Origin of the sequence: Rhodococcus sp. P-2 (genome assembly GCF_016598535.1) — a bacterium.
Lineage (GTDB): Bacteria > Actinomycetota > Actinomycetes > Mycobacteriales > Mycobacteriaceae > Rhodococcus_F > Rhodococcus_F baikonurensis.
This window is the reverse complement of sequence record NZ_CP066779.1, coordinates 432,422-451,951: the sequence shown is the minus strand read 5'-3', so window position 1 is coordinate 451,951 and position 19,530 is coordinate 432,422. Positions and strand designations below refer to the sequence as shown.

Sequence of the window (19,530 nt, the reverse complement as noted above, 5' to 3'; positions counted from 1 at the left end):
TCCGGCCCGATCGCGTGCCGAAGTCGATTCGGCGGTACGGTTTGACGCGTGAACAGCAGCCGTACCCGCGTGGCCGTGATCTTCGGTGGCCGGAGCAATGAGCATTCAGTGTCCTGTGTTTCCGCCGGAAGCGTCCTGAGCAACCTCGACCCCGATCGGTACGACGTCGTACCGATCGGCATCACCGTCGACGGTTCCTGGGTGCTCGGTTCGAGCGACCCCAGCGCCCTCTCGATCAGCGGGCGCGCACTGCCGTCGGTCGACAAGGACGGAACGTCGGTGGTCCTCAGCGCGGACCCCACCCGCGAGGGCGAAGTCATCTCCTTCGACGGGTCGGACGCCGGTGCTGTGCTCGCGTCGGTCGACGTCGTGTTCCCCGTTCTGCATGGGGCTTACGGCGAAGACGGCACCATTCAGGGTCTGCTCGAACTTGCCGGGGTTCCGTACGTCGGACCCGGAGTCCTGGCCAGCGCCGCCGGCATGGACAAAGAGTTCACGAAGAAGCTTCTTGCTGCTGAAGGACTTCCCGTCGGAGTGCAGGTCGTGCTTCGACCGGGAACCGCAACGCTCACCGAAGAGCAGAAGGCTGAGTTGGGCCTTCCGGTTTTCGTGAAGCCCGCTCGTGGAGGCTCGTCCATCGGCATCACTCGGGTGAGCAATTGGGACGGTCTGGACGGGGCGATTGCTCATGCACGCCTGCACGATCCCAAGGTGATCGTCGAAGGCGCGATTATCGGCCGCGAGGTGGAATGCGGCGTCCTCGAATTCCCGAACGGCGACGTCAAGGCGAGTGTGGTCGCCGAGATCCGGATGCCGGATTCCGACGCCGATTCGGACGCGTTCTACGACTTCGACACCAAGTACCTCGACGACGTCTGTGAATTCGACATCCCTGCGAAACTCGACGAGTCGGTGAGCGACCAGATCAGGGAGCTTGCAGTCCGCGCGTTCAAGGCCCTCGATTGCCAAGGACTCTCGCGAGTCGACTTCTTCGTCACGGCCGACGGTCCGGTGATCAACGAGATCAACACGATGCCCGGGTTCACCTCCATCTCGATGTACCCGAAGATGTGGAACGCCACCGGAATCGATTACCGCACTTTGATTTCGACACTGGTCGACACCGCCATCGCTCGAGGCACCGGCCTTCGCTGATCAGGGAACCGCGACCGGTGCCGGGTCGAGAGGCTTCTGTTCGAGAGTCGCCGTGATGGTGTCGGAGATCTCCTGAATCGGCGTCGGGCCGGTCCCGTCGGGGATAGTGATACCGATGTACTCGCCACGGTCTACGGCAAACCACGTGCTCGCCGCCAGACCGATGTCGGTTCCCGAGACCTGGAACCACTGCACGCCGTTGACGACCTGTAGCGCTGCCGCCTGATCGAACTCGGACGGACGGTCTAGTCCGCAGCGCAGCACGATCGGCTCACCTTCGCTGCGCTGCCAAGCGGCGGCTCCGACCGGAGCAGGCTCCACCAACTCGGCTTTCGTGAAGTCGTCGATCTTGTCGGGAAGCGCATCGAGAAGGGAAACGCAGGTCTCCGACTCTGCAGCCGGTGCCGGCACGGGACCGAGCGCCACGGGCGAGAGTTCGGGGTTGTTTCCCGCGACGACGGCTGCGATCACCACTCCGACGATCAGGGCCACCGGGAGCGCGATGGCGGTCGCGATCAGTGCCGGACTGCGGCGCTCGGACGGATCGTCGTCGCCGTCGGGGTCGATGTCGGTGTTGTCTGCGGTGGAAGTGTTTTCTGCCATGCTCAGTTCTTCGCTCGGGTCCTGGTCCAGTCGATCGGCGGTCTTGTCACTTCTGAGGACACGGCGGTGAATCGGTAGGATTGCCGACACACGCGTGAGCTTGCAGAAGCATTCACGACCACAGCTAGAAGGTACCGCAGGCCGCTTACGAGCGAATTGCGTCGGCATTGGAGACACTCATCGCATCATCGGAGTTCGCTGCATCATCGGGGCTCGCTGCATCATCGGAGTTCGGGTCAGAGCACACCGTCGAACAGGTGGGGGAGTTCGACGTGATCGCGCGCTCTCTCGTCGGCCGAATCCAACCGGTCACCACTGAATTGGGGCCGGGTGACGATGCCGCGATCGTGACCTCCGGTGACGGTCGCGTCGTCGTCTCGTCCGACATGCTGGTCGAGGGTCGACATTTCCGAATGGACTGGTCTTCGCCGCGGGACATCGGCCGCAAGGCGGTGGCCCAGAACGCTGCCGACGTGGTGTCGATGGGAGCGAGGCCGACGGCATTCACCGTGTCTCTGGGGTGCCCACCGTCGACTCCCGTCGACGTGGTCGACGGGATCTCGGCCGGGATCTGGGACGCGGCAACCGATCTGGGAGCCGGTGTAGTCGGCGGAGACCTCGTCCAATCACCGGTGATCGTCGTGTCGGTGACCGTACTCGGCGATCTCGGCGGCCGTCCGGCAGTGCTGCGGTCGGGAGCGAAGGTCGGTGACAGGATCGCGGTCGCCGGGTTGTTCGGTTGTTCGGCAGCGGGTTTGGCCCTACTTCTCGACGAAGCGGAAGGTTTTCCGGATTTGCTTGCTTCTCATCGGATTCCGAATCCGCCCTATGAATCGGCTTGGGCGGCGGCAGGATCAGCACATTCGATGACCGACGTATCCGACGGATTGATCGCGGATCTCCGACATCTTGCAGAGGCATCGGACGTGCGGTTCGACATCTTCTCGGCGACGGTTCCGACCTCACCCGACGTCGCGTCGGCGTCCGAGGTCCTCGACGTCGATCCGCTGGAGTGGATCCTCTCCGGTGGTGAAGATCACGGATTTGCAGCAACTTTCGGGCCGGAAGTCGAGATTCCTTCGGGGTGGACTGTGATCGGTGAGGTCGTCGGCGGGTCCGGTGTGACGGTCGACGGTTCCCTCCGCGAGAGCGGCGGAGGTTGGCACAGCTTTTCGACCACCGGCACCACCGCGGTATAGGTTGCTTTCATGGCTGTATATGCACTTGGAGACAGAGTTCCGGACATCCATCCGGACGCGTACGTCCACCCGGACGCGGTGGTGATCGGCGCCGTGACTCTCGCGGCGGGAACCTCTATCTGGCCGCAAGCGGTATTGCGTGGTGACTACGGAACCATTTCGGTGGGAATCGGATCCAACATCCAGGACGGAACCGTCATCCACTGCACCGCCATCGATGCAACCGTCATCGGCTCCGGTTGCGTCGTTGGCCACAACGCGCACATCGAGGGGTCGACCATCGAGGACCACTGCCTGATCGCATCGGGGTCAGTTGTTCTCAACGGTACGGTGATCGGGACGGGGTCGATCGTCGCCGCTGGTGCGGTGGTGGCCAACAAGATGCAGGTTCCGCCGCGCAGCATGGCACTCGGTGTGCCGGCCAAGGTCCGTGCGGGATACGAGGTTCCGCTCGGTCACCTCGACGGGAACGTCAAGATGTACGCAGCCAATGCGGCGTACTACCGCGACGCGTTGCGCAGGCTCGACTGATGGCGCCGCTTGCAGAGATCGTCGATCCAGGGTGGGCGCGGGCACTCGAACCGGTCTCGGAGCAGATCTCCGCGATGGGTAAGTTCTTGCGCGACGAGATCGCTGCGGGACGGGAGTATCTGCCTGCGGGAGAGAACGTCTTGCGTGCATTCACGAACCCGTTCGACGACGTTCGGGTGCTGATCGTCGGTCAAGACCCCTATCCGACGCCCGGTCATGCTGTCGGGTTGAGCTTTTCGGTTGCCCCGGACGTGCGGCCGGTTCCGCGAAGCCTCGGCAACATCTACAAGGAGTATCACCAGGATCTCGGGTTGCCGATACCGCCGAACGGCGATCTGACGCCGTGGTCGAAACAAGGTGTGCTGCTTCTCAATCGCGTTCTCACCGTGCAGCCTGGGCAAGCCGCTTCTCATCGCAAGAAGGGCTGGGAACCGGTCACCGAGCAGGCTATCCGCGCTCTGGTCGCGCGGTCGTCGCCGATGGTGGCGATCTTGTGGGGTCGGGACGCGGCCACCCTCGCGCCGATGCTCGGCGACACACCGATCATCGAATCCGCGCACCCGTCACCGCTTTCGGCCTCGCGCGGTTTCTTCGGTTCGCGCCCGTTCAGTCGTGCGAACGAACTCTTGACCGGACTGGGAGCCGATCCGGTCGACTGGAATCTGGGCTGATCGAACTGCGTCTGCACTCACCTGGCATGCCGAACGTCGTGGCGCGACGTTCGGCATGCCGCTGACTTACGCCTGCTTTGCGGAAGTGAAATCGGGGCGACGCTTTTCGACGAATGCGTCGACACCTTCGCGGCCGATCGGGCTGTTCGCCGCGAGGGCGATGGACGCAGCTTCGGCGTCGAGTTGCTCGGCAAGCGAGTTCGTCCGTGACGAACGCAGCAGCGCTTTGATTCCCGAGTACGACGTGCTCGGCCCGTTGGCCAAGGCGCGGGCGAGGCGAGCTGCTTCTTCCTGAACCTCGTCGTCGCCGACGAGTCGCGTGAGAATCCCCAGGCGGACGGCTTCGTCGCCACCGATCACCGAATCGTTGAGAAGAATCTCGCGAGCGCGTGCCGCACCGACGATGCGGGGGAGTGTCCACGACATCCCGCCGTCCGGGGTGAAACCGATGGAGGGGTAGGCAGGGCGAAGCTTGGTGCCGGTTCCGCCGATCGCGACGTCGGCGAGGCAGACCAGGCTCATTCCGGCGCCGGCTGCCCATCCGTGGACTCCGGCGACCACCGGAGCGGTCGCGGCGTCGAGCGCGCGTACGAACACGTGGAAGACGCGGGCAACTTCGGCCACGTACTCGCCGCGGTCGGGGGCTGCTGCGAAGGCACGGACGTTGCCGCCGGCACAGAAGTTTGCGCCCTCGCCGACCAGAAGGATGCTCCCGATGTCGTTTCCGACTGTCTCGAGCGCCTGCGCGCCCTGAACAAGTCCTTCGTCGTCGAGTGAGGTGCCGTTGGCGGCGGTGGAAATGGTGATGCGGAGTACGCCCTCGTCGAGGGTCACTTTGCTCAGGTCATCGATAGAAGTCACTCAACGCACATTACGGGTGCCTGACAGCCAAACGAAACACGGGGACACATAGATACAGCTCTGCCCCCGTCACCGAAGTGACGGGGGCAGAGCCTGCAATAGTTTGTGCTCGGGCAATCAGCCCCGAGCGACCTTGCCTGCCTTCAGGCAGGAGGTGCACACGTTGACCTTACGGGTGTTACCCGGGGCAACCTCGGTACGAACAGACTGAATGTTCGGGTTCCAGCGACGATTGGTACGCCGGTGCGAGTGCGAGACCGACTTACCGAAGCCGGGCCCCTTGGCGCATACGTCGCAGACGGCAGCCATAGTCGCGAACTCCTTGTTAGAAATGAATATTGAAGTGGTTACCCTACACGGTAGGGCAGCCAGAATTACAATCCGAATATACTCGACTTCGAACCGATCCTTGACCGCTCACTGTGCAGTCGAACGTGAAAACAGTCAATCAGCAACAAACAATGTGCAGCATTATTTCGTGTAGCCCGTTCGAGGCAACCGTGTAAGAGTAACCGCTTCCGGCCCGAATGGCCAAACCGCCCGGTAGTCACGGTTGCGCCGAAGCGTCGGACTACCCTCGACTGCACCGATCGCCGATCTCGTTTTCGTCGCGGTCGGTCAGTCGTCAGTCTTTCCGTCGTGGAAGGGAACCGTCAGTGGGGGAAGTGCAACGCGTCGCCGATGAAGTGGAATCCGTCGCGGACGGCCATCTGCTGCGGCGCTGGGCCCGTCGGGCGGTCGACAGCCTCCAGAAACGTCGTGGAGAGATCAACAGCCTCAACGTCTTTCCCATCCCTGATTCGGATACCGGCACCAACCTGTTGTTCACGATGCGAGCTGCCCTCGATTCCGCCGAGACGATCGAGGACGACGTCCGCAGTGCCGGTCGCGTCGCCAACGCTCTGGCTCGGGGCGCGGTATCGGGTGCCAGGGGCAATTCCGGAGTGATCTTGTCCCAGGTGATCCGGGGCATTGCCGAGAGCGTCCACGGCGAGCACATCGACGGTCGCAGCTTTGCGAACTCGCTGACAACGGCGACGGCGCTGGCCTCTCGGGCTGTCTCCGATCTGGTGGAAGGCACCATCGTCACGGTTCTGCGCGCGTCGGGGGAGGCGGCGCAGGAGTGCGTCGACACCAGGACGCCGAGTGGCGAGGACCTTGCTTCCGTGGTTGCCGCCGCTGCCGATGCGGCTGCGGTCGCGTTGAACAAGACCCCGGAGCAACTGGACGTTCTGGCCTCCGCCGGAGTGGTCGATGCCGGGGGATTCGGACTCGTTCTGATTCTCGACGCATTTGTCGAGGTGGTGACCGGGAAAGCGCAGGTTCGCGAGGATCTGGGGACGCCGGACCCGAAGTCGAGCGCAGTTGTCGACGTCAGCGCTTTCGATCACGATTGGGCTCACAAGAGCCCGATCGAATGCGGTGATCACTCGGAACAGGATTTCGAGGTCATGTACCTCGTCGACGACTCGGACGACGATCGCATGACGGCGCTGCGCACGCGGCTGTCCGTCCTCGGGGATTCGACGGTCATCGTCAGCGACGGCTTCGGTGGCTGGTCGGTGCACGTGCATTGCTGCGATGCCGGCGCTGCCGTCGAGGCAGGTCTCGAGGCCGGGAAGGTCCACGGCATTCGCATCAGCAGTTTTCTCGTCGACGAACGAGACCAGCTGGTGGCACGGGCGGAGAGGCGATTCCCCGGCGCCGGCGCGCGCGGCGTACTGGCTGTCGTTGCCGGTGACAGTGCGGCGGCGTTGTTCGAGAGTGAGGGCGCGACGGTTCTTCGGTGCGACGACGCGCCGGTGACACGCGCGCAACTGCTCGGCCGCATCCGTCAGATGGAGCGAAGCGAAGTTCTGGTGCTTCCGAACGGAGCTTTGACCGCTCAGGAACTGGTCGCAGTCAGTGCCGCTGCCCGCGATCCGCTTCACCAGGTTCTGCTGCTGTCGACATCGTCGATGGTCCAGGGCCTGGCGGCCCTCGCCGTTCACGACGCTCAGCGCAACGTCGCCGACGACGGCTTCACGATGTCCGAGGCCGCAGCTGCGACTCGGTGGGGATCGCTGCGCATTGCCGTCGAACGCTCCCTGACGTACGTCGGGACCTGTGACCCGGGTGACGCGATCGGTCTGATGGGGCACGAGGTGGTGCTCATCGGGCCCGACGTCGCGGAGTCGAGTGCGAGACTGGTCGACCTTGCGCTTGGATCCGGTGGCGAACTCGTGACCCTACTCATGGGTGCGGACGCGCCGGACGACCTGGCCGGGCAACTCGAGGCACACGTGATCGCGCATCACCCGGGCGTCGACGTGCTCGTCTATCAGGGCGATCAGCCGGGTGACCTGTTCCAGTTGGGTGTGGAGTGATCGAACCGGGTCTGTCGGTGACTACTGATATACGAACACATGTGCTTACCGCGACACTGTGCTGGAGGAACTGATGGCGACGCTCGCCGACCCGCTCGATCGGCTTTTGGGAAAGAAGACCGCGGACGCGCTCGACGAGGCATTCGAGATCCGGACGGTCGAGGACCTGCTGCGTCACTACCCACATCGGTACGCGTCGGCAGGCAAGGAACTTGCCGAGAAGGAGCCGCCCGAGGGTGAGCACATCACCATCATCGCGCGGGTGGCGTCGGCGGCCGTCGTGAAGATGAAGAACCGTCCGGGGCAGATGTTGCGAGTATCGCTGGCCACTGATTCGCAGACCGTCGACGTCACGTTCTTCAACCCGCAGAAGGTGCGGCACGTCATCAAGCCCGGCGTGCGGGCGATGTTCTCCGGGACGGTGAAGTACTTCCGCGGCAAGTGGTCTCTCACTCATCCGAGTTACCTGATCCTGCCGGAACCTCGTGTCGGCGAGGAGGATTCGGTGGTTCCCTTGGCGTCTATCAAGGGAGCCGGTGACCTTGCGGGCCTGGCTCGCGCAAATCAGGATCCCGGCGCGGAACTCGATCTGTCCGTCTTCGACCGCGCATTGATCCCGCTGTATCCGGCGACCCGCGAGGTCGAGAGTTGGACCATCATGCGGTGCGTGCGGCAAGTACTCGACCAACTCGATCCGATCGAGGAGCCGTTACCTGACGAGACCAGGGCGGAACACGGATTCATCGGTTTGGACGAGGCGCTGCGTACCGTTCACCTCCCGGATACCAAGGAAGACATCGAACGAGCACAGGATCGTCTGCGTTTCGACGAGGCGCTGTCTCTGCAGTTGGTCCTCGCGATGCGTCGTCACGACAACTCCGAGCGTGTGGCTCCGGCCTGCGCTCCGGTTGCCGGCGGGATCGCGGATCAGTTCGAGGAGATGCTCCCGTTCACTCTGACGGAGGGACAGCAAGCAGTCGCCGAGGAGATCTCCGGCGACCTCGCCCGCCCACACCCGATGAGCCGGCTTCTCCAAGGCGAGGTCGGGTCAGGCAAGACGATCGTGGCTCTGCGCGCGATGCTGCAGGTCGTCGATGCGGGGTATCAGTGTGCGTTGCTCGCACCCACCGAGGTCCTGGCAAACCAGCACGCGCGATCACTGCGCAAGATGATGGGCCCGCTGGCCGCAGACGGTGAGCTCGGTTCGGCCGAACATTCCACCCGGATCGCCCTTTTGACCGGCTCGCTGCCTGTGGCTGCGAAGCGCGCAGCGCTGCTCGAAGCCGTGACCGGCGACGCCGGGATCGTCATCGGTACCCATGCACTCATTCAGGACAACGTGGAGTTCTTCAACCTCGGCATGGTTGTGGTCGACGAGCAGCACCGCTTCGGCGTCGAGCAACGTGATCAATTGCGATCACGTGCCCGCGAAGGACTGAGTCCGCATCTGCTGGTGATGACGGCAACGCCGATTCCGCGAACCATCGCCATGACGGTGCTCGGCGACCTCGAGGTATCGACCCTGCGAGAGCTTCCGCGTGGGCGAACCCCGATCAAGAGCAGTGTCGTGCCCGCGAAGCAGAAGCCGCAGTGGGTGGATCGGGCATGGGAACGAATCCGTGAGGACGTCGCGGACGGTCGTCAGGCGTATGTCGTGTGCTCGCGGATCGGCGACGGTGAGCAGGGTGCCGGTGAGGACCAGTTCACCGAGGAGAAGCAGCCGGAGACCAAGTCGGCGGTCGACGTCTTCGAGGAGCTGTCGAGCGGCCCGCTGGCCGACCTGCGAGTGGGGTTACTGCACGGTCGACTGCCTTCCGACGAAAAAGACGTCGTGATGAGCGCGTTCAACGTCGGTGACATAGACGTCCTTGTCTGTACGACCGTTGTCGAAGTCGGTGTCGACGTTCCGAACGCGACGGTGATGGTGATCGTCGACGCCGAGCGGTTCGGCGTCAGTCAGCTCCATCAGCTGCGCGGACGAGTCGGTCGAGGCAAACACCAGGGACTGTGCATCCTCGTCACCGGAAGCAATCCCGGCGGACCGGCGTACGAGCGGCTCTCGGCGGTGGCAGCGACCAACGACGGGTTCGAACTGGCTCAACTCGACCTCGCGACCAGACGTGAAGGAGACATCCTCGGTGCGGCGCAGTCGGGCACAACCTCGAATCTGCGACTGCTTTCCCTCATGGCCCACGGCGACATCCTCGAGTCCGCCAGGGAGTTCGCTCAGGGAATCGTCGACTCCGATCCGTCGCTCGAGGGTCATCCCGCCCTCGCTTCCATGGTGACCGCTGCCCTGGACTCCGACCGGATCGAGTACCTCGAGAAGTCGTGACGGGTATGACGACAAGCTGAAATCGAATAGCACGAGGACCGCCGGGTTGGTTTCTCGATTCAGTCCGAAATATGAGACTCCGCATGTAGACGCAAGATGAAATCGGGGTAGTTTTCTCGAATGTTCTCCAAAGTGCTCGTCGCGAACCGCGGCGAAATTGCGATCCGTGCCTTCCGCGCCGCCTACGAACTAGGTGCCGGAACCGTCGCGGTGTTCCCGTACGAGGATCGGAACTCGATCCACCGTCTCAAGGCAGACGAGAGCTACCAGATCGGGGAGAAGGGTCACCCCGTTCGCGCCTATCTCTCGGTCGAGGAAATCGTCGCCGCCGCCAAGAGCGCCGGAGCCGACGCCATCTACCCCGGTTACGGCTTCCTCTCCGAGAACCCGGATCTGTCGGCGGCGTGCGCCGAGGCAGGCATCAAGTTCGTCGGCCCGTCCGCCGAGATCCTCGAGTTGACTGGTAACAAGGCTCGGGCCATCGCAGCGGCAAAGGCCGCCGGCCTGCCGGTGCTCGCGTCCTCGGAGCCGTCAGCGGACATCGACGAGTTGCTCGCGGCCGCCGAGGACATGACCTTCCCGATCTTCGTCAAGGCGGTCGCAGGCGGCGGTGGACGCGGAATGCGCCGCGTTGCGGAGCGCTCACAACTCAAGGAAGCGATCGAAGCCGCAGCGCGCGAAGCGGAATCGGCCTTCGGCGATTCGACGGTCTTCCTCGAGCAGGCCGTCATCGACCCCCGCCACATCGAGGTGCAGATCCTCGCCGACGAGCAGGGCAACGTCATCCACCTCTTCGAGCGTGACTGCTCGCTGCAGCGTCGCCACCAGAAGGTGATCGAGCTCGCTCCGGCGCCCAATCTCTCGGAAGAGTTGCGCGCCAAGATCTGTGCCGACGCCGTCGCCTTCGCGAAGGAGATCGGGTACACGTGCGCGGGCACCGTCGAGTTCCTTCTCGACAAGCGCGGCAACCACGTCTTCATCGAGATGAACCCGCGAATTCAGGTGGAGCACACCGTCACCGAAGAAGTGACGGACGTAGACCTCGTCCAGTCGCAGCTCAAGATCGCGTCCGGTTCGACGCTTGCAGAACTTGGTCTGTCACAGGACACGATCAAGCTCCGCGGCGCGGCGCTGCAGTGCCGCATCACGACCGAGGATCCGGCCAACGGATTCCGCCCCGACACGGGCCGCATCACCGCGTACCGCACCCCGGGCGGAGCCGGTATCCGACTCGACGGCGGCGCCACGCTCGGAGCCGAGGTCGGAGCGTACTTCGACTCGATGCTGGTCAAGCTCACCTGCCGTGGTCGCGACCTCGAAGCCGCTGTCGCGAGGGCTCGCCGCGCGGTCACCGAGTTCCGCATTCGTGGCGTCTCGACCAACATTCCGTTCCTGCAGGCGGTTCTCGACGACCCGGACTTCCGTGCCGGACGCGTGACGACCTCCTTCATCGAGGAACGTCCGCAGTTGCTGACCCTGCGTTCCTCCGCCGACCGAGGCACCAAGATCCTGACCTACCTCGCCGACGTGACGGTCAACAAGCCGCACGGTGAGCGACCCTCGGCGGTGTACCCGCAGGACAAGCTGCCCAAGATCGATCTTTCGACGCCTCCTCCTGCCGGTAGCCGTCAGCGCCTGCTCGAACTCGGACCCGAAGGCTTCGCGAAGGCACTGCGCGAACAGAAGGCCGTGGGCGTCACCGACACCACCTTCCGCGACGCGCACCAGTCGTTGTTGGCCACGCGAGTTCGAACCAGCGGACTGCTCGGAGTTGCCGGGCACGTGGCCCGGCTGACTCCGGAACTGCTCTCGATCGAAGCCTGGGGCGGCGCCACTTACGATGTGGGACTTCGCTTCCTGCACGAGGATCCGTGGTACCGGCTCGCCGCACTGCGCGAGGCGATTCCCAACATCTGCCTCCAGATGCTTCTTCGCGGTCGAAACACGGTGGGCTACACGCCGTATCCCGAAAAGGTCACGCGCGCATTCGTTCAGGAAGCCACAGACACCGGCATCGACATCTTCCGAATCTTCGACGCGCTCAACAACGTCGACCAGATGCGCCCTGCCATCGACGCGGTGCGTGAGACCGGAACGGCCCTCGCCGAGGTGGCGTTGAGCTACACCGGTGATCTGTCGGATCCGAACGAAACTCTGTACACGCTCGACTACTACCTGAAGCTGGCCGAAGAGATCGTCGACGCCGGTGCTCACGTGCTCGCGATCAAGGACATGGCAGGCCTGCTGCGTGCTCCGGCGGCTACCAAGCTGGTGACGGCTCTACGCAGCAACTTCGATCTGCCGGTTCACGTTCACACACACGACACTCCCGGTGGACAGTTGGCCACGTACTTCGCAGCATGGCAGGCGGGCGCCGACGCGGTCGACGGTGCTTCCGCGGCACTGGCCGGAACCACCAGCCAGCCTGCTCTCTCGGCCATCGTTGCCGCCGCTGCGCACTCCGAGTTCGACACCGGGCTGAACCTGGAGAACGTGTGCGACCTCGAGCCGTACTGGGAGGCGCTGCGAAAGGTGTACGCGCCGTTCGAATCCGGACTGCCGGCACCGACGGGACGCGTGTACACGCACGAGATTCCGGGCGGCCAACTCTCCAATCTCCGGACCCAGGCCGTTGCTCTGGGTCTCGGCGACCGGTTCGAAGAGGTCGAAGCCAAGTACGCCGACGCAGACCGCATGCTCGGACACCTTGTGAAGGTGACGCCGTCGTCGAAGGTCGTCGGCGACCTCGCGCTCCATCTTGTCGGCGCCGGCGTGCCTTCGGAGGAGTTCGCCGCAGATCCGGCGAACTTCGACATCCCCGACTCCGTGGTGGGCTTCCTGCGCGGTGAACTCGGTACGCCTCCCGGTGGCTGGCCGGAACCGTTCCGCAGCAAGGCCCTCGAAGGACGTGGCCAGGCCAAGCCGGAAGCGACGCTCTCCGCCGAGGACGAGGTGCTGCTCGAGGGCTCGTCGAAGGACCGTCAGGCGACGCTGAACCGTCTGCTGTTCCCCGGCCCGACAAAGGAATTCCTCGAGCACCGCGAGAAGTACGGTGATACGTCGCGGCTTTCGGCAAACCAGTTCTTCTACGGGTTGCGGCGCGGCGACGAGCACCGCGTCGAGTTGGCTCCCGGCGTGGAGCTGATCATCGGTCTCGAAGCGATCTCCGAGCCCGACGAGCGCGGCTACCGCACTGTCATGTGCATCCTGAACGGCCAGCTGCGCCCGGTCTCGATCCGTGATCGCTCCATTGCCAGTGATGTACCGGTGGCGGAGAAGGCCGACAAGAACAACCCGGGCCACGTGGCGGCGCCGTTCGCGGGTGTCGTGACGCTCGCGGTGAAGGAAGGCCAGAAGATCGAGGCCGGCGACACCGTGGCCACGATCGAAGCGATGAAGATGGAAGCGGCGATCACCTCGCCGCGCGCCGGCGTCGTATCGCGGATCGCGATCAGCGCCGTCCAACAGGTCGAGGGCGGAGACCTGCTGGTAGTCGTCTCGACGGGGGAGAGCGCCGCAGAGTGACACGCATCATCTCGGGACTCGCGGGCGGTCGACGCCTGCGAGTCCCGCCGAGCGGCACCCGTCCCACGTCGGATCGGGTTCGCGAGGCGCTGTTCAGTGCTCTCGAAGCGCGCATCGATCTCGAAGGGTGCGCGGTTCTCGACCTCTTCGCTGGTTCGGGTGCTCTGGGCCTCGAAGCGCTTTCGCGGGGGGCCGAGCACGTCGTTCTCGTGGAATTGGATGCCAAGGCTGCTGCCGTCATCAAGGCGAACATCGGCACTGTCGCGTTGCCGGGAGCGACGGTTCGCGCCGCTCCGGTCGCGGCCGTGGTCTCGGGTCCGAGCGCGCGTGAATACGACATCGTGATCGCGGACCCGCCGTACGCGGTGACCGACGATGCCGTCGTGTCCATGCTCACTGATCTGCAGGCCAACAAATGGGTGGGGGAGGGCACGATCGTCGTACTCGAACGTTCGTCGCGCTCGCCGGAGACCGTGTGGCCTCAGGGCTACGAGCCGATCAAGGCCAAGAACTACGGTGAAGCCCGCATCGAGCTGGCCACCTGCTACGGTCTGGACTCATGACTGGCGCCGTCTGCCCCGGATCCTTCGACCCCGTGACCAACGGTCACCTCGACGTAATCGGAAGAGTTGCTGCGCAATTCGACGAGGTCGTGGTCACCGTGCTGATCAACAAGAGCAAGCGTGGCATGTTCACGATCGACGAGCGGATCGAGATGCTCGAAGACGCGACGAGTCACCTGCCCAACGTTCGCGTCACGTCGTGGCACGGACTGCTGGTCGACTATGCGAAACAAGAAGGCCTCAGCGCGATAGTCAAGGGTCTGCGCGGCGCGAACGACTTCGATTACGAGCTGCAGATGGCTCAGATGAATCAGAAGCTCACCGGCGTCGACACACTGTTCGTCGCCACGAATCCGACGTACAGCTACCTGTCGAGTTCTCTGGTGAAGGAAGTCGCGACCTTCGGCGGCGACGTCTCCGACATGTTGCCTGCCAAGGTGCATTCTCGGCTACTCGCGCGTATCGCCGAGCGAGCAGCCGAAAACAGCTGATCCCCGACACACCGACCACGACGACACCCCGTTGGCTGTTCTTCCGGCAAACTTGGACAGGAACGGGCACAGGTCCGAGTGGACCGGTGACGATGTGGGCCGATTTCGGCCGGTAGAGATTGGGGTTGCTTGTGTACCGCGTATTCGAGGCACTGGACGAACTGGTCGCAATTGTCGAAGAGGCGCGCGGTGTTCCCATGACCGCGGGGTGTGTTGTGCCTCGCGGTGACGTACTCGAGCTGCTCGACGACGTCCGGGACGCAATTCCGAGCGAGCTGGACGACGCTCAGGACGTCCTCGATCATCGGGACAAATTGGTCGGTGACGCGCGAGCAACCGCCGAGAAGACGGTCAGCAGCGCCAACGCCGAGGCGACGTCGACGGTGGAGAACGCACGCGACGATGCCGACCGGATTCTGTCCGATGCCAAGGCTCAGGCCGATCGCATGGTTGCCGAAGCACGTGCACACGCCGATCAGCTGGTCGAGGACGCAGAAGCAGAAGCGGAACGGACCGTCACCGACGGCCGTCGTGAGTACGACGCCGTCACCGGCCGGGCGCGTGCCGAGGCCGATCGGATGATCGAGTCCGGCCAGGCATCGTACGAGCATTCGGTGGCGGAGGGAACGGCAGAGCAGGCTCGTCTGGTGTCGCAGACCGAGGTAGTCCAGTCAGCTCACGCGGAATCCGCGCGAGTGATCGATGCCGCTCACGCGGAGTCCGACAGGATGCGTTCGGAGTGTGATCTGTACGTCGACACCAAGTTGGCCGAATTCGAAGAGTTCCTCACCGGAACCGTTCGATCGGTCGGGCGTGGTCGCCAACAGCTTCGTACGGGTTCGGGAGTTCCCGATTACCAGGACGACGATCGTCGTTCGGAGCGTCGTCGCTAGAGCGAACGAGACAGTCGAAGGTGGGTCGTCCGATATGGGGCGGCCCACTTTTTCGTGGACGGAATTGGGATTTGCCTTGTCTCTGCCGTATTGTGGAGTGGTTGCCCATACCAGTTTCAACAGTTAGGTGAGTTCTCTTTGTCAACGCATCGTCGTAGTTCGTCGCATCAGTCAAGTGATGCGGGATTTTTGCTGGACACGGTCAAGCTCGGTCGTCGTCCAGGGTCGATGCGTACCGTCGAGAGAACAATTCAGTCCCCGAACCGTATCGGTCTCGATCTGATCGCGATCGAAGCGGGCGCGGACATAGATCTCGATCTTCGTCTCGAAGCAGTGTCCGAAGGTGTTCTCGTCACCGGAAACGTGCATGCACCCACCAAGGGTGAATGCTCGCGGTGCCTCGAACCTTTCACCGACACCGTGGACATCTATCTCACGGAGTTGTTCGCATACCCGGACAGCACCACCGAGGAGACGACGGAAGAGGGAGAGGTCTACGCGGTCGAAGACGACGAAATCGACCTCGAACCGGTCATAGTCGATGCAGTCGGGCTGGCGCTTCCGCTCCAGCCTCTGTGCAGTGACGATTGCCTGGGATTGTGCTCAGAATGTGGCATTCGCCTGGCGATTGCGGAATCTGGGCATGGGCATGACATACTTGATCCTCGCTGGGCTGGTCTCGCGGCCAAATTTGGCGTGGAATCAAACACCAGCGAAAATCTTGTGATCACCGAAGCCGAGGAGAAGTAGAAGTGGCTGTCCCCAAGCGCAAAATGTCGCGATCCAACACGCGGTCGCGTCGTAGCCAGTGGAAGACCACTGTGCCCACCCTCGTTACCTGCCCCAACCGTGGCTGTGGCGAGCAGACCCTTCCCCACATCGCATGCCCGTCATGCGGTACTTACAAGGGCCGCCAGGTAACCGCTGCTGTCTAGTTCTCCCCGGAGAAAGACTATGACGAGCGAAAATACAGTTTCAGCCGCCGGCGGCGAGGGCAATCACGACAAGCTCCTCGCCGCTGTCGGCGTAGATATAGAGCCCGGTCTTCTGACCCTGGCCCTCACGCACCGCTCGTACGCGTACGAGAACGGCGGACTGCCCACGAACGAGCGCCTCGAGTTTCTCGGGGATTCCGTTCTCGGCGTCACGGTGACCGAAAATCTCTATCTGTCCCACCCGGACAAATCCGAAGGTGATCTGGCGAAGATTCGTGCGAGCGTGGTCAACATGCATGCACTCGCCGAGGTTGCCAGGACTCTGGGTGAAGGTGGACTCGGAGCGCACCTGCTGCTGGGTAAGGGTGAGGAAATGACGGGCGGCCGTGACAAGCCGTCCATCCTCGCCGACGGTATGGAGTCGATTCTCGGCGCCATCCACCTGCAGCACGGCATCGAGACCGCGCGACGCGTTGTTCTCGATCTGTTCGACGATCTACTCACTCGCGCACCGCTTCTGGGCGCGGGTCTGGATTGGAAGACGAGTCTGCAGGAACTGACCGCAGAACACGGTGCCGGAGTTCCCGTCTACGAGATCACCGCTACCGGACCCGATCACGACAAGGAATTCACGGCCACCGTTCTCATCAGTGGCAAGCCCTTGGGCGTCGGTGTCGGTCGTTCCAAGAAGGAAGCCGAGCAGAAGGCAGCAAGTTCGGCATGGAAGACGATGTCGGAGAATGCCACTGCAACCGCAGTCGCTGCTGACGACCCGTCTGATCTCGCCGGCTGAGTTCACTCTTGCCTGAACTTCCCGAAGTCGAAGTCGTTCGCCGCGGCCTACAGTCTCATGCTGTAGGTGCGGCGATCGAGGCCGTCGAGGTACTCCATCCCCGCGCGATCAGGCGCCACATTCTCGGTTCCGATGACTTGATCGGCCAACTTACCGGGCAGACCATCGCTTCGGCAGAGCGTCGCGGCAAGTATCTGTGGCTGGTTCTCGAGCCTGCCGGTGTCGGACTGGTGGTTCATCTCGGGATGAGCGGACAGATGTTGGTCCAGCCCCCGACAGTCGACTGGGAAAAGCACCTACGCATTCGGTTGGCCCTCGATTCCGGGGCCGATCTCCGATTCGTCGATCAGCGAACCTTCGGTGGCTGGTCGATTTCCCCCCTCGTCGAGGTCGACGGAACGATGCTGCCCGAGTCGGTGGCGCACATCGCTCGCGATCCCATGGATGCTGCGTTCGATCTCGAATCCGTCGTGAAAGTCCTGCGGGGCAAGCACACCGAGATCAAGCGTGCGATTCTCGACCAGACGGTGGTCTCCGGAATCGGAAACATCTACGCCGACGAATCATTGTGGCGAGCAAAGATTCACGGCAACCGAATCGCCGAAACGCTCACCAGGCCCAAACTTCGAGAACTGTTGACCGCGGCGCACTCGGTGATGGGCGAAGCGCTCGATCAGGGCGGTACGTCCTTCGACGCGCTGTACGTGAACGTCAACGGGGAGTCCGGCTACTTCGACCGGTCACTGTCGGCGTACGGGCAGGAGAATCTTCCGTGCCCGCGATGCGGCGCGCCGATCAAGCGCGAGAAGTTCATGAATCGATCGTCGTTCAGCTGCCCGCGGTGTCAGCCGACCCCGAGGGCACGGCGAATCGCCTAGGTCTCCCGCCCCGTCGGTTCGGCGGAGTGGCAAGATTGCGTCATGGCTGAACAGACTGCTGACAACGCTGCAACCGCCCCGGCTCACACGGAACTCTGGGTCGAGCGCACCGGAACCCGCCTCTACACCGGCAAGAGTTCGCGTGGCGCAGAGGTTCTCATCGGCTCCGAATCGGTGCCAGGAGTGTTCACACCCGGGGAACTTCTCAAGATCGCTCTGGCTGCCTGCACCGGTATGAGCTCCGACTTCCCGATCTCTCGCCGCCTCGGTGACAACTACGACGCGACAGTCCGAGTGTCCGGTGCCGCCGATCGTGACAACGAGGTCTATCCGCAGCTCGACGAGGTTCTCGAACTCGACCTCAGCGAGTTGGATGCCGAAGCGCAGCAGCGCCTCATCACTCTCGTCGAGCGTTCCGTCGACAAGGTGTGCACGGTCGGGCGCACTCTCAAGGCCGGAACCAAGGTCACACTGTCGTTCGACACGGAAGCCTGATGTTCCGCGCGGGCAGCGTTGTCGCTGCGATCGCACTGGGTTCCGTTGTGGCGGTGAGTGCTCCGGCGCAGGCCTCGGTGCCGGCCGGCGGCTCACCCGGAGGTTGCGGTTCGTGGACGTCGAGCGTCGTGACGAGTGGTGCGGGCATGCTCGAGAATCTCGAGTTCGACGGAAACGGATCGATGGTGTTGTCGCAGTCGGCTCTGATCGGGCCGGGTGCACTGCTGAAAGTGGCGCCGGACGGAACACGGACACCTTTGGTCGGTGACGTCACAGGGCCTGGCGGACTGGTCGCGCGTGACGGTTCCGTGTACTTCACCACGGGTAACTCGACTGTCTCGGGGCTGTTCGGAATCGCCGACGGCAACCTCCGCAAGGTCGACGTGGCAGACGGATCGGTGACAACGATTGCCGACGGACTGGTGATGCCGAACGGGCTTGTGCCGCTGGACGATAACCGCTTCCTCACTGCTCGCACACTCACCAGGCCGGGGCTCACGGTCGTCAACGGTGACGGAACGAGTTCGATCGTTCGTGAAGACCTCGGCACCGTCGACGGCCTCGCACGCTCCGGTTCGACGATCTACGTGACGACGACCTTCGACATGGTGACTGCCGTCCACGTCCTCGACGCAGACGATCTGGGCGGGCCGGTGCGAACGATCACGCTCCCCGGATTCGGTCCGGCAAACATGGCTGACGATCTGACCGTCGGACCGGACGGCGCGCTGTACGTCGCATTCAATGCCGGCGGCAAAGTTGTTCGCGTCGATCCGAATTCGGGATCTTCGTGTGAGATCGCCTCAGGTCTTCCGTTCACGTCCGCGGTGAAGTTCGGCGCCGGCCCGGGCTGGGATCCCAACTCGCTCTACACCACCGGTTTCCTGGGTGAGGTTCACCGTCTCGAACGTGTGGCGGGCTGAATGTCATGACTGAGACACCGCCTGTGCGACTGACGGCGTGGGTTCACGGATACGTTCAAGGCGTCGGGTTTCGCTGGTGGACCAGGGCTCGCGCTCTCGAACTCGGGTTGATCGGATATGCGTCGAACCAACGCGACGGTCGAGTGCTCGTCGTGGCAGAAGGCGAACGCACGCAGCTCGAGCGTTTGTTGGAGTTGCTGCGCTCGGGAACCACCCCGGGCTCGGTGGATCTCGTGGTCGACAGCTGGGACCCCGCAAGGGGTGACCTGACAGGGTTCGTCGAACGCTGACCTGTTTGGCGGTAAAGTTTCCC

General features: G+C 63.5%; 20 protein-coding genes. 17 read left to right on the top strand and 3 right to left on the bottom strand.

The annotated features are described in order from the left end of the window. The first annotated feature begins 48 nt into the window (after positions 1-48). The gene (locus I7X09_RS02145) at positions 49-1,155 is read left to right on the top strand and encodes a D-alanine--D-alanine ligase family protein (protein ID WP_200315362.1); all 1,107 of its coding nucleotides are present in this window, start codon (positions 49-51) and stop codon (positions 1,153-1,155) included. Here the strand turns inward: I7X09_RS02145 and I7X09_RS02140 are convergent, their stop codons facing one another. Then, positions 1,156-1,848: a DUF3515 domain-containing protein gene (locus I7X09_RS02140; protein ID WP_200315360.1), complete on the bottom strand. Its 693-nt coding sequence runs from the start codon at positions 1,846-1,848 to the stop codon at positions 1,156-1,158. It lies immediately after the preceding gene. 182 nt (positions 1,849-2,030) lie between these two features. Here I7X09_RS02140 and I7X09_RS02135 point away from each other — a divergent pair, with 182 nt between their 5' ends. The 3 genes from I7X09_RS02135 to I7X09_RS02125 are packed head-to-tail and all read left to right on the top strand — an operon-like array spanning position 2,031 to position 4,159. Beyond that, positions 2,031-2,957: a thiamine-phosphate kinase gene (locus I7X09_RS02135; protein ID WP_234036991.1), complete on the top strand. Its 927-nt coding sequence runs from the start codon at positions 2,031-2,033 to the stop codon at positions 2,955-2,957. 9 nt (positions 2,958-2,966) lie between these two features. Further along, positions 2,967-3,488 (top strand): gamma carbonic anhydrase family protein, encoded by a 522-nt coding sequence (locus I7X09_RS02130; RefSeq protein ID WP_007729328.1) that lies wholly within the window; start codon positions 2,967-2,969, stop codon positions 3,486-3,488. Next, positions 3,488-4,159, top strand: coding sequence for a uracil-DNA glycosylase (locus I7X09_RS02125; protein ID WP_095969221.1), 672 nt, complete (start codon positions 3,488-3,490; stop codon positions 4,157-4,159). The genes I7X09_RS02130 and I7X09_RS02125 overlap by 1 nt, the downstream gene beginning before the upstream one ends. A 66-nt stretch (positions 4,160-4,225) precedes the next feature. On the opposite strand, the gene I7X09_RS02120 is transcribed toward I7X09_RS02125, so the two are convergent. Then, on the bottom strand, positions 4,226-5,020 hold the full coding sequence (locus I7X09_RS02120) for an enoyl-CoA hydratase-related protein (protein WP_124566322.1): 795 nt from the start codon (positions 5,018-5,020) through the stop codon (positions 4,226-4,228). A 117-nt stretch (positions 5,021-5,137) separates the two neighbouring features. Beyond that, positions 5,138-5,329 carry a 50S ribosomal protein L28 gene (gene rpmB, locus I7X09_RS02115; protein WP_003942669.1) on the bottom strand — a complete coding sequence of 64 codons (192 nt, stop codon included), beginning with the start codon at positions 5,327-5,329 and terminating at the stop codon, positions 5,138-5,140. 347 nt (positions 5,330-5,676) lie between these two features. Here rpmB and I7X09_RS02110 point away from each other — a divergent pair, with 347 nt between their 5' ends. The 13 genes from I7X09_RS02110 (at position 5,677) to I7X09_RS02050 (ending at position 19,507) form a co-directional block, all read left to right on the top strand. Then, positions 5,677-7,386 carry a DAK2 domain-containing protein gene (locus I7X09_RS02110; RefSeq protein ID WP_124566321.1) on the top strand — a complete coding sequence of 570 codons (1,710 nt, stop codon included), beginning with the start codon at positions 5,677-5,679 and terminating at the stop codon, positions 7,384-7,386. 73 nt (positions 7,387-7,459) lie between these two features. Then, entirely contained in the window at positions 7,460-9,721 is a 2,262-nt protein-coding gene (recG, locus tag I7X09_RS02105) for an ATP-dependent DNA helicase RecG (protein ID WP_200315357.1), read from the top strand. Between the two features lie 120 nt (positions 9,722-9,841). Further along, a complete protein-coding gene (locus I7X09_RS02100; protein WP_200315355.1) occupies positions 9,842-13,246 on the top strand; it encodes a pyruvate carboxylase in 3,405 nt (1,134 codons plus the stop codon). Next, positions 13,243-13,809, top strand: coding sequence for a 16S rRNA (guanine(966)-N(2))-methyltransferase RsmD (rsmD, locus tag I7X09_RS02095; protein ID WP_200315353.1), 567 nt, complete (start codon positions 13,243-13,245; stop codon positions 13,807-13,809). The genes I7X09_RS02100 and rsmD overlap by 4 nt, the downstream gene beginning before the upstream one ends. Then, on the top strand, positions 13,806-14,300 hold the full coding sequence (coaD, locus tag I7X09_RS02090; protein WP_003942776.1) for a pantetheine-phosphate adenylyltransferase: 495 nt from the start codon (positions 13,806-13,808) through the stop codon (positions 14,298-14,300). Before rsmD ends, coaD begins: the two co-directional genes overlap by 4 nt. A 131-nt stretch (positions 14,301-14,431) precedes the next feature. Further along, positions 14,432-15,193: a DivIVA domain-containing protein gene (locus I7X09_RS02085; protein ID WP_166809806.1), complete on the top strand. Its 762-nt coding sequence runs from the start codon at positions 14,432-14,434 to the stop codon at positions 15,191-15,193. A 189-nt stretch (positions 15,194-15,382) separates the two neighbouring features. Then, the gene (locus tag I7X09_RS02080; RefSeq protein WP_007729319.1) at positions 15,383-15,943 is read left to right on the top strand and encodes a YceD family protein; all 561 of its coding nucleotides are present in this window, start codon (positions 15,383-15,385) and stop codon (positions 15,941-15,943) included. 2 nt (positions 15,944-15,945) lie between these two features. After that, entirely contained in the window at positions 15,946-16,128 is a 183-nt protein-coding gene (gene rpmF, locus I7X09_RS02075) for a 50S ribosomal protein L32 (protein WP_007729318.1), read from the top strand. A gap of 19 nt (positions 16,129-16,147) precedes the next feature. Beyond that, complete coding sequence (rnc, locus tag I7X09_RS02070) at positions 16,148-16,921, top strand: ribonuclease III (RefSeq protein ID WP_200315351.1); 774 nt, start codon at positions 16,148-16,150, stop codon at positions 16,919-16,921. Positions 16,922-16,929: 8 nt separating this feature from the next. Then, a complete protein-coding gene (mutM, locus tag I7X09_RS02065; RefSeq protein ID WP_095969227.1) occupies positions 16,930-17,799 on the top strand; it encodes a bifunctional DNA-formamidopyrimidine glycosylase/DNA-(apurinic or apyrimidinic site) lyase in 870 nt (289 codons plus the stop codon). Positions 17,800-17,841: 42 nt separating this feature from the next. After that, a complete protein-coding gene (locus I7X09_RS02060) occupies positions 17,842-18,294 on the top strand; it encodes an OsmC family protein (protein WP_095969228.1) in 453 nt (150 codons plus the stop codon). Next, positions 18,294-19,217, top strand: a complete 924-nt coding sequence (locus tag I7X09_RS02055) for an SMP-30/gluconolactonase/LRE family protein (protein WP_200315349.1) — start codon at positions 18,294-18,296, stop codon at positions 19,215-19,217. Before I7X09_RS02060 ends, I7X09_RS02055 begins: the two co-directional genes overlap by 1 nt. Before the next feature lie 5 nt (positions 19,218-19,222). Further along, the gene (locus I7X09_RS02050; RefSeq protein ID WP_200315347.1) at positions 19,223-19,507 is read left to right on the top strand and encodes an acylphosphatase; all 285 of its coding nucleotides are present in this window, start codon (positions 19,223-19,225) and stop codon (positions 19,505-19,507) included. Positions 19,508-19,530: the final 23 nt, after the last annotated feature.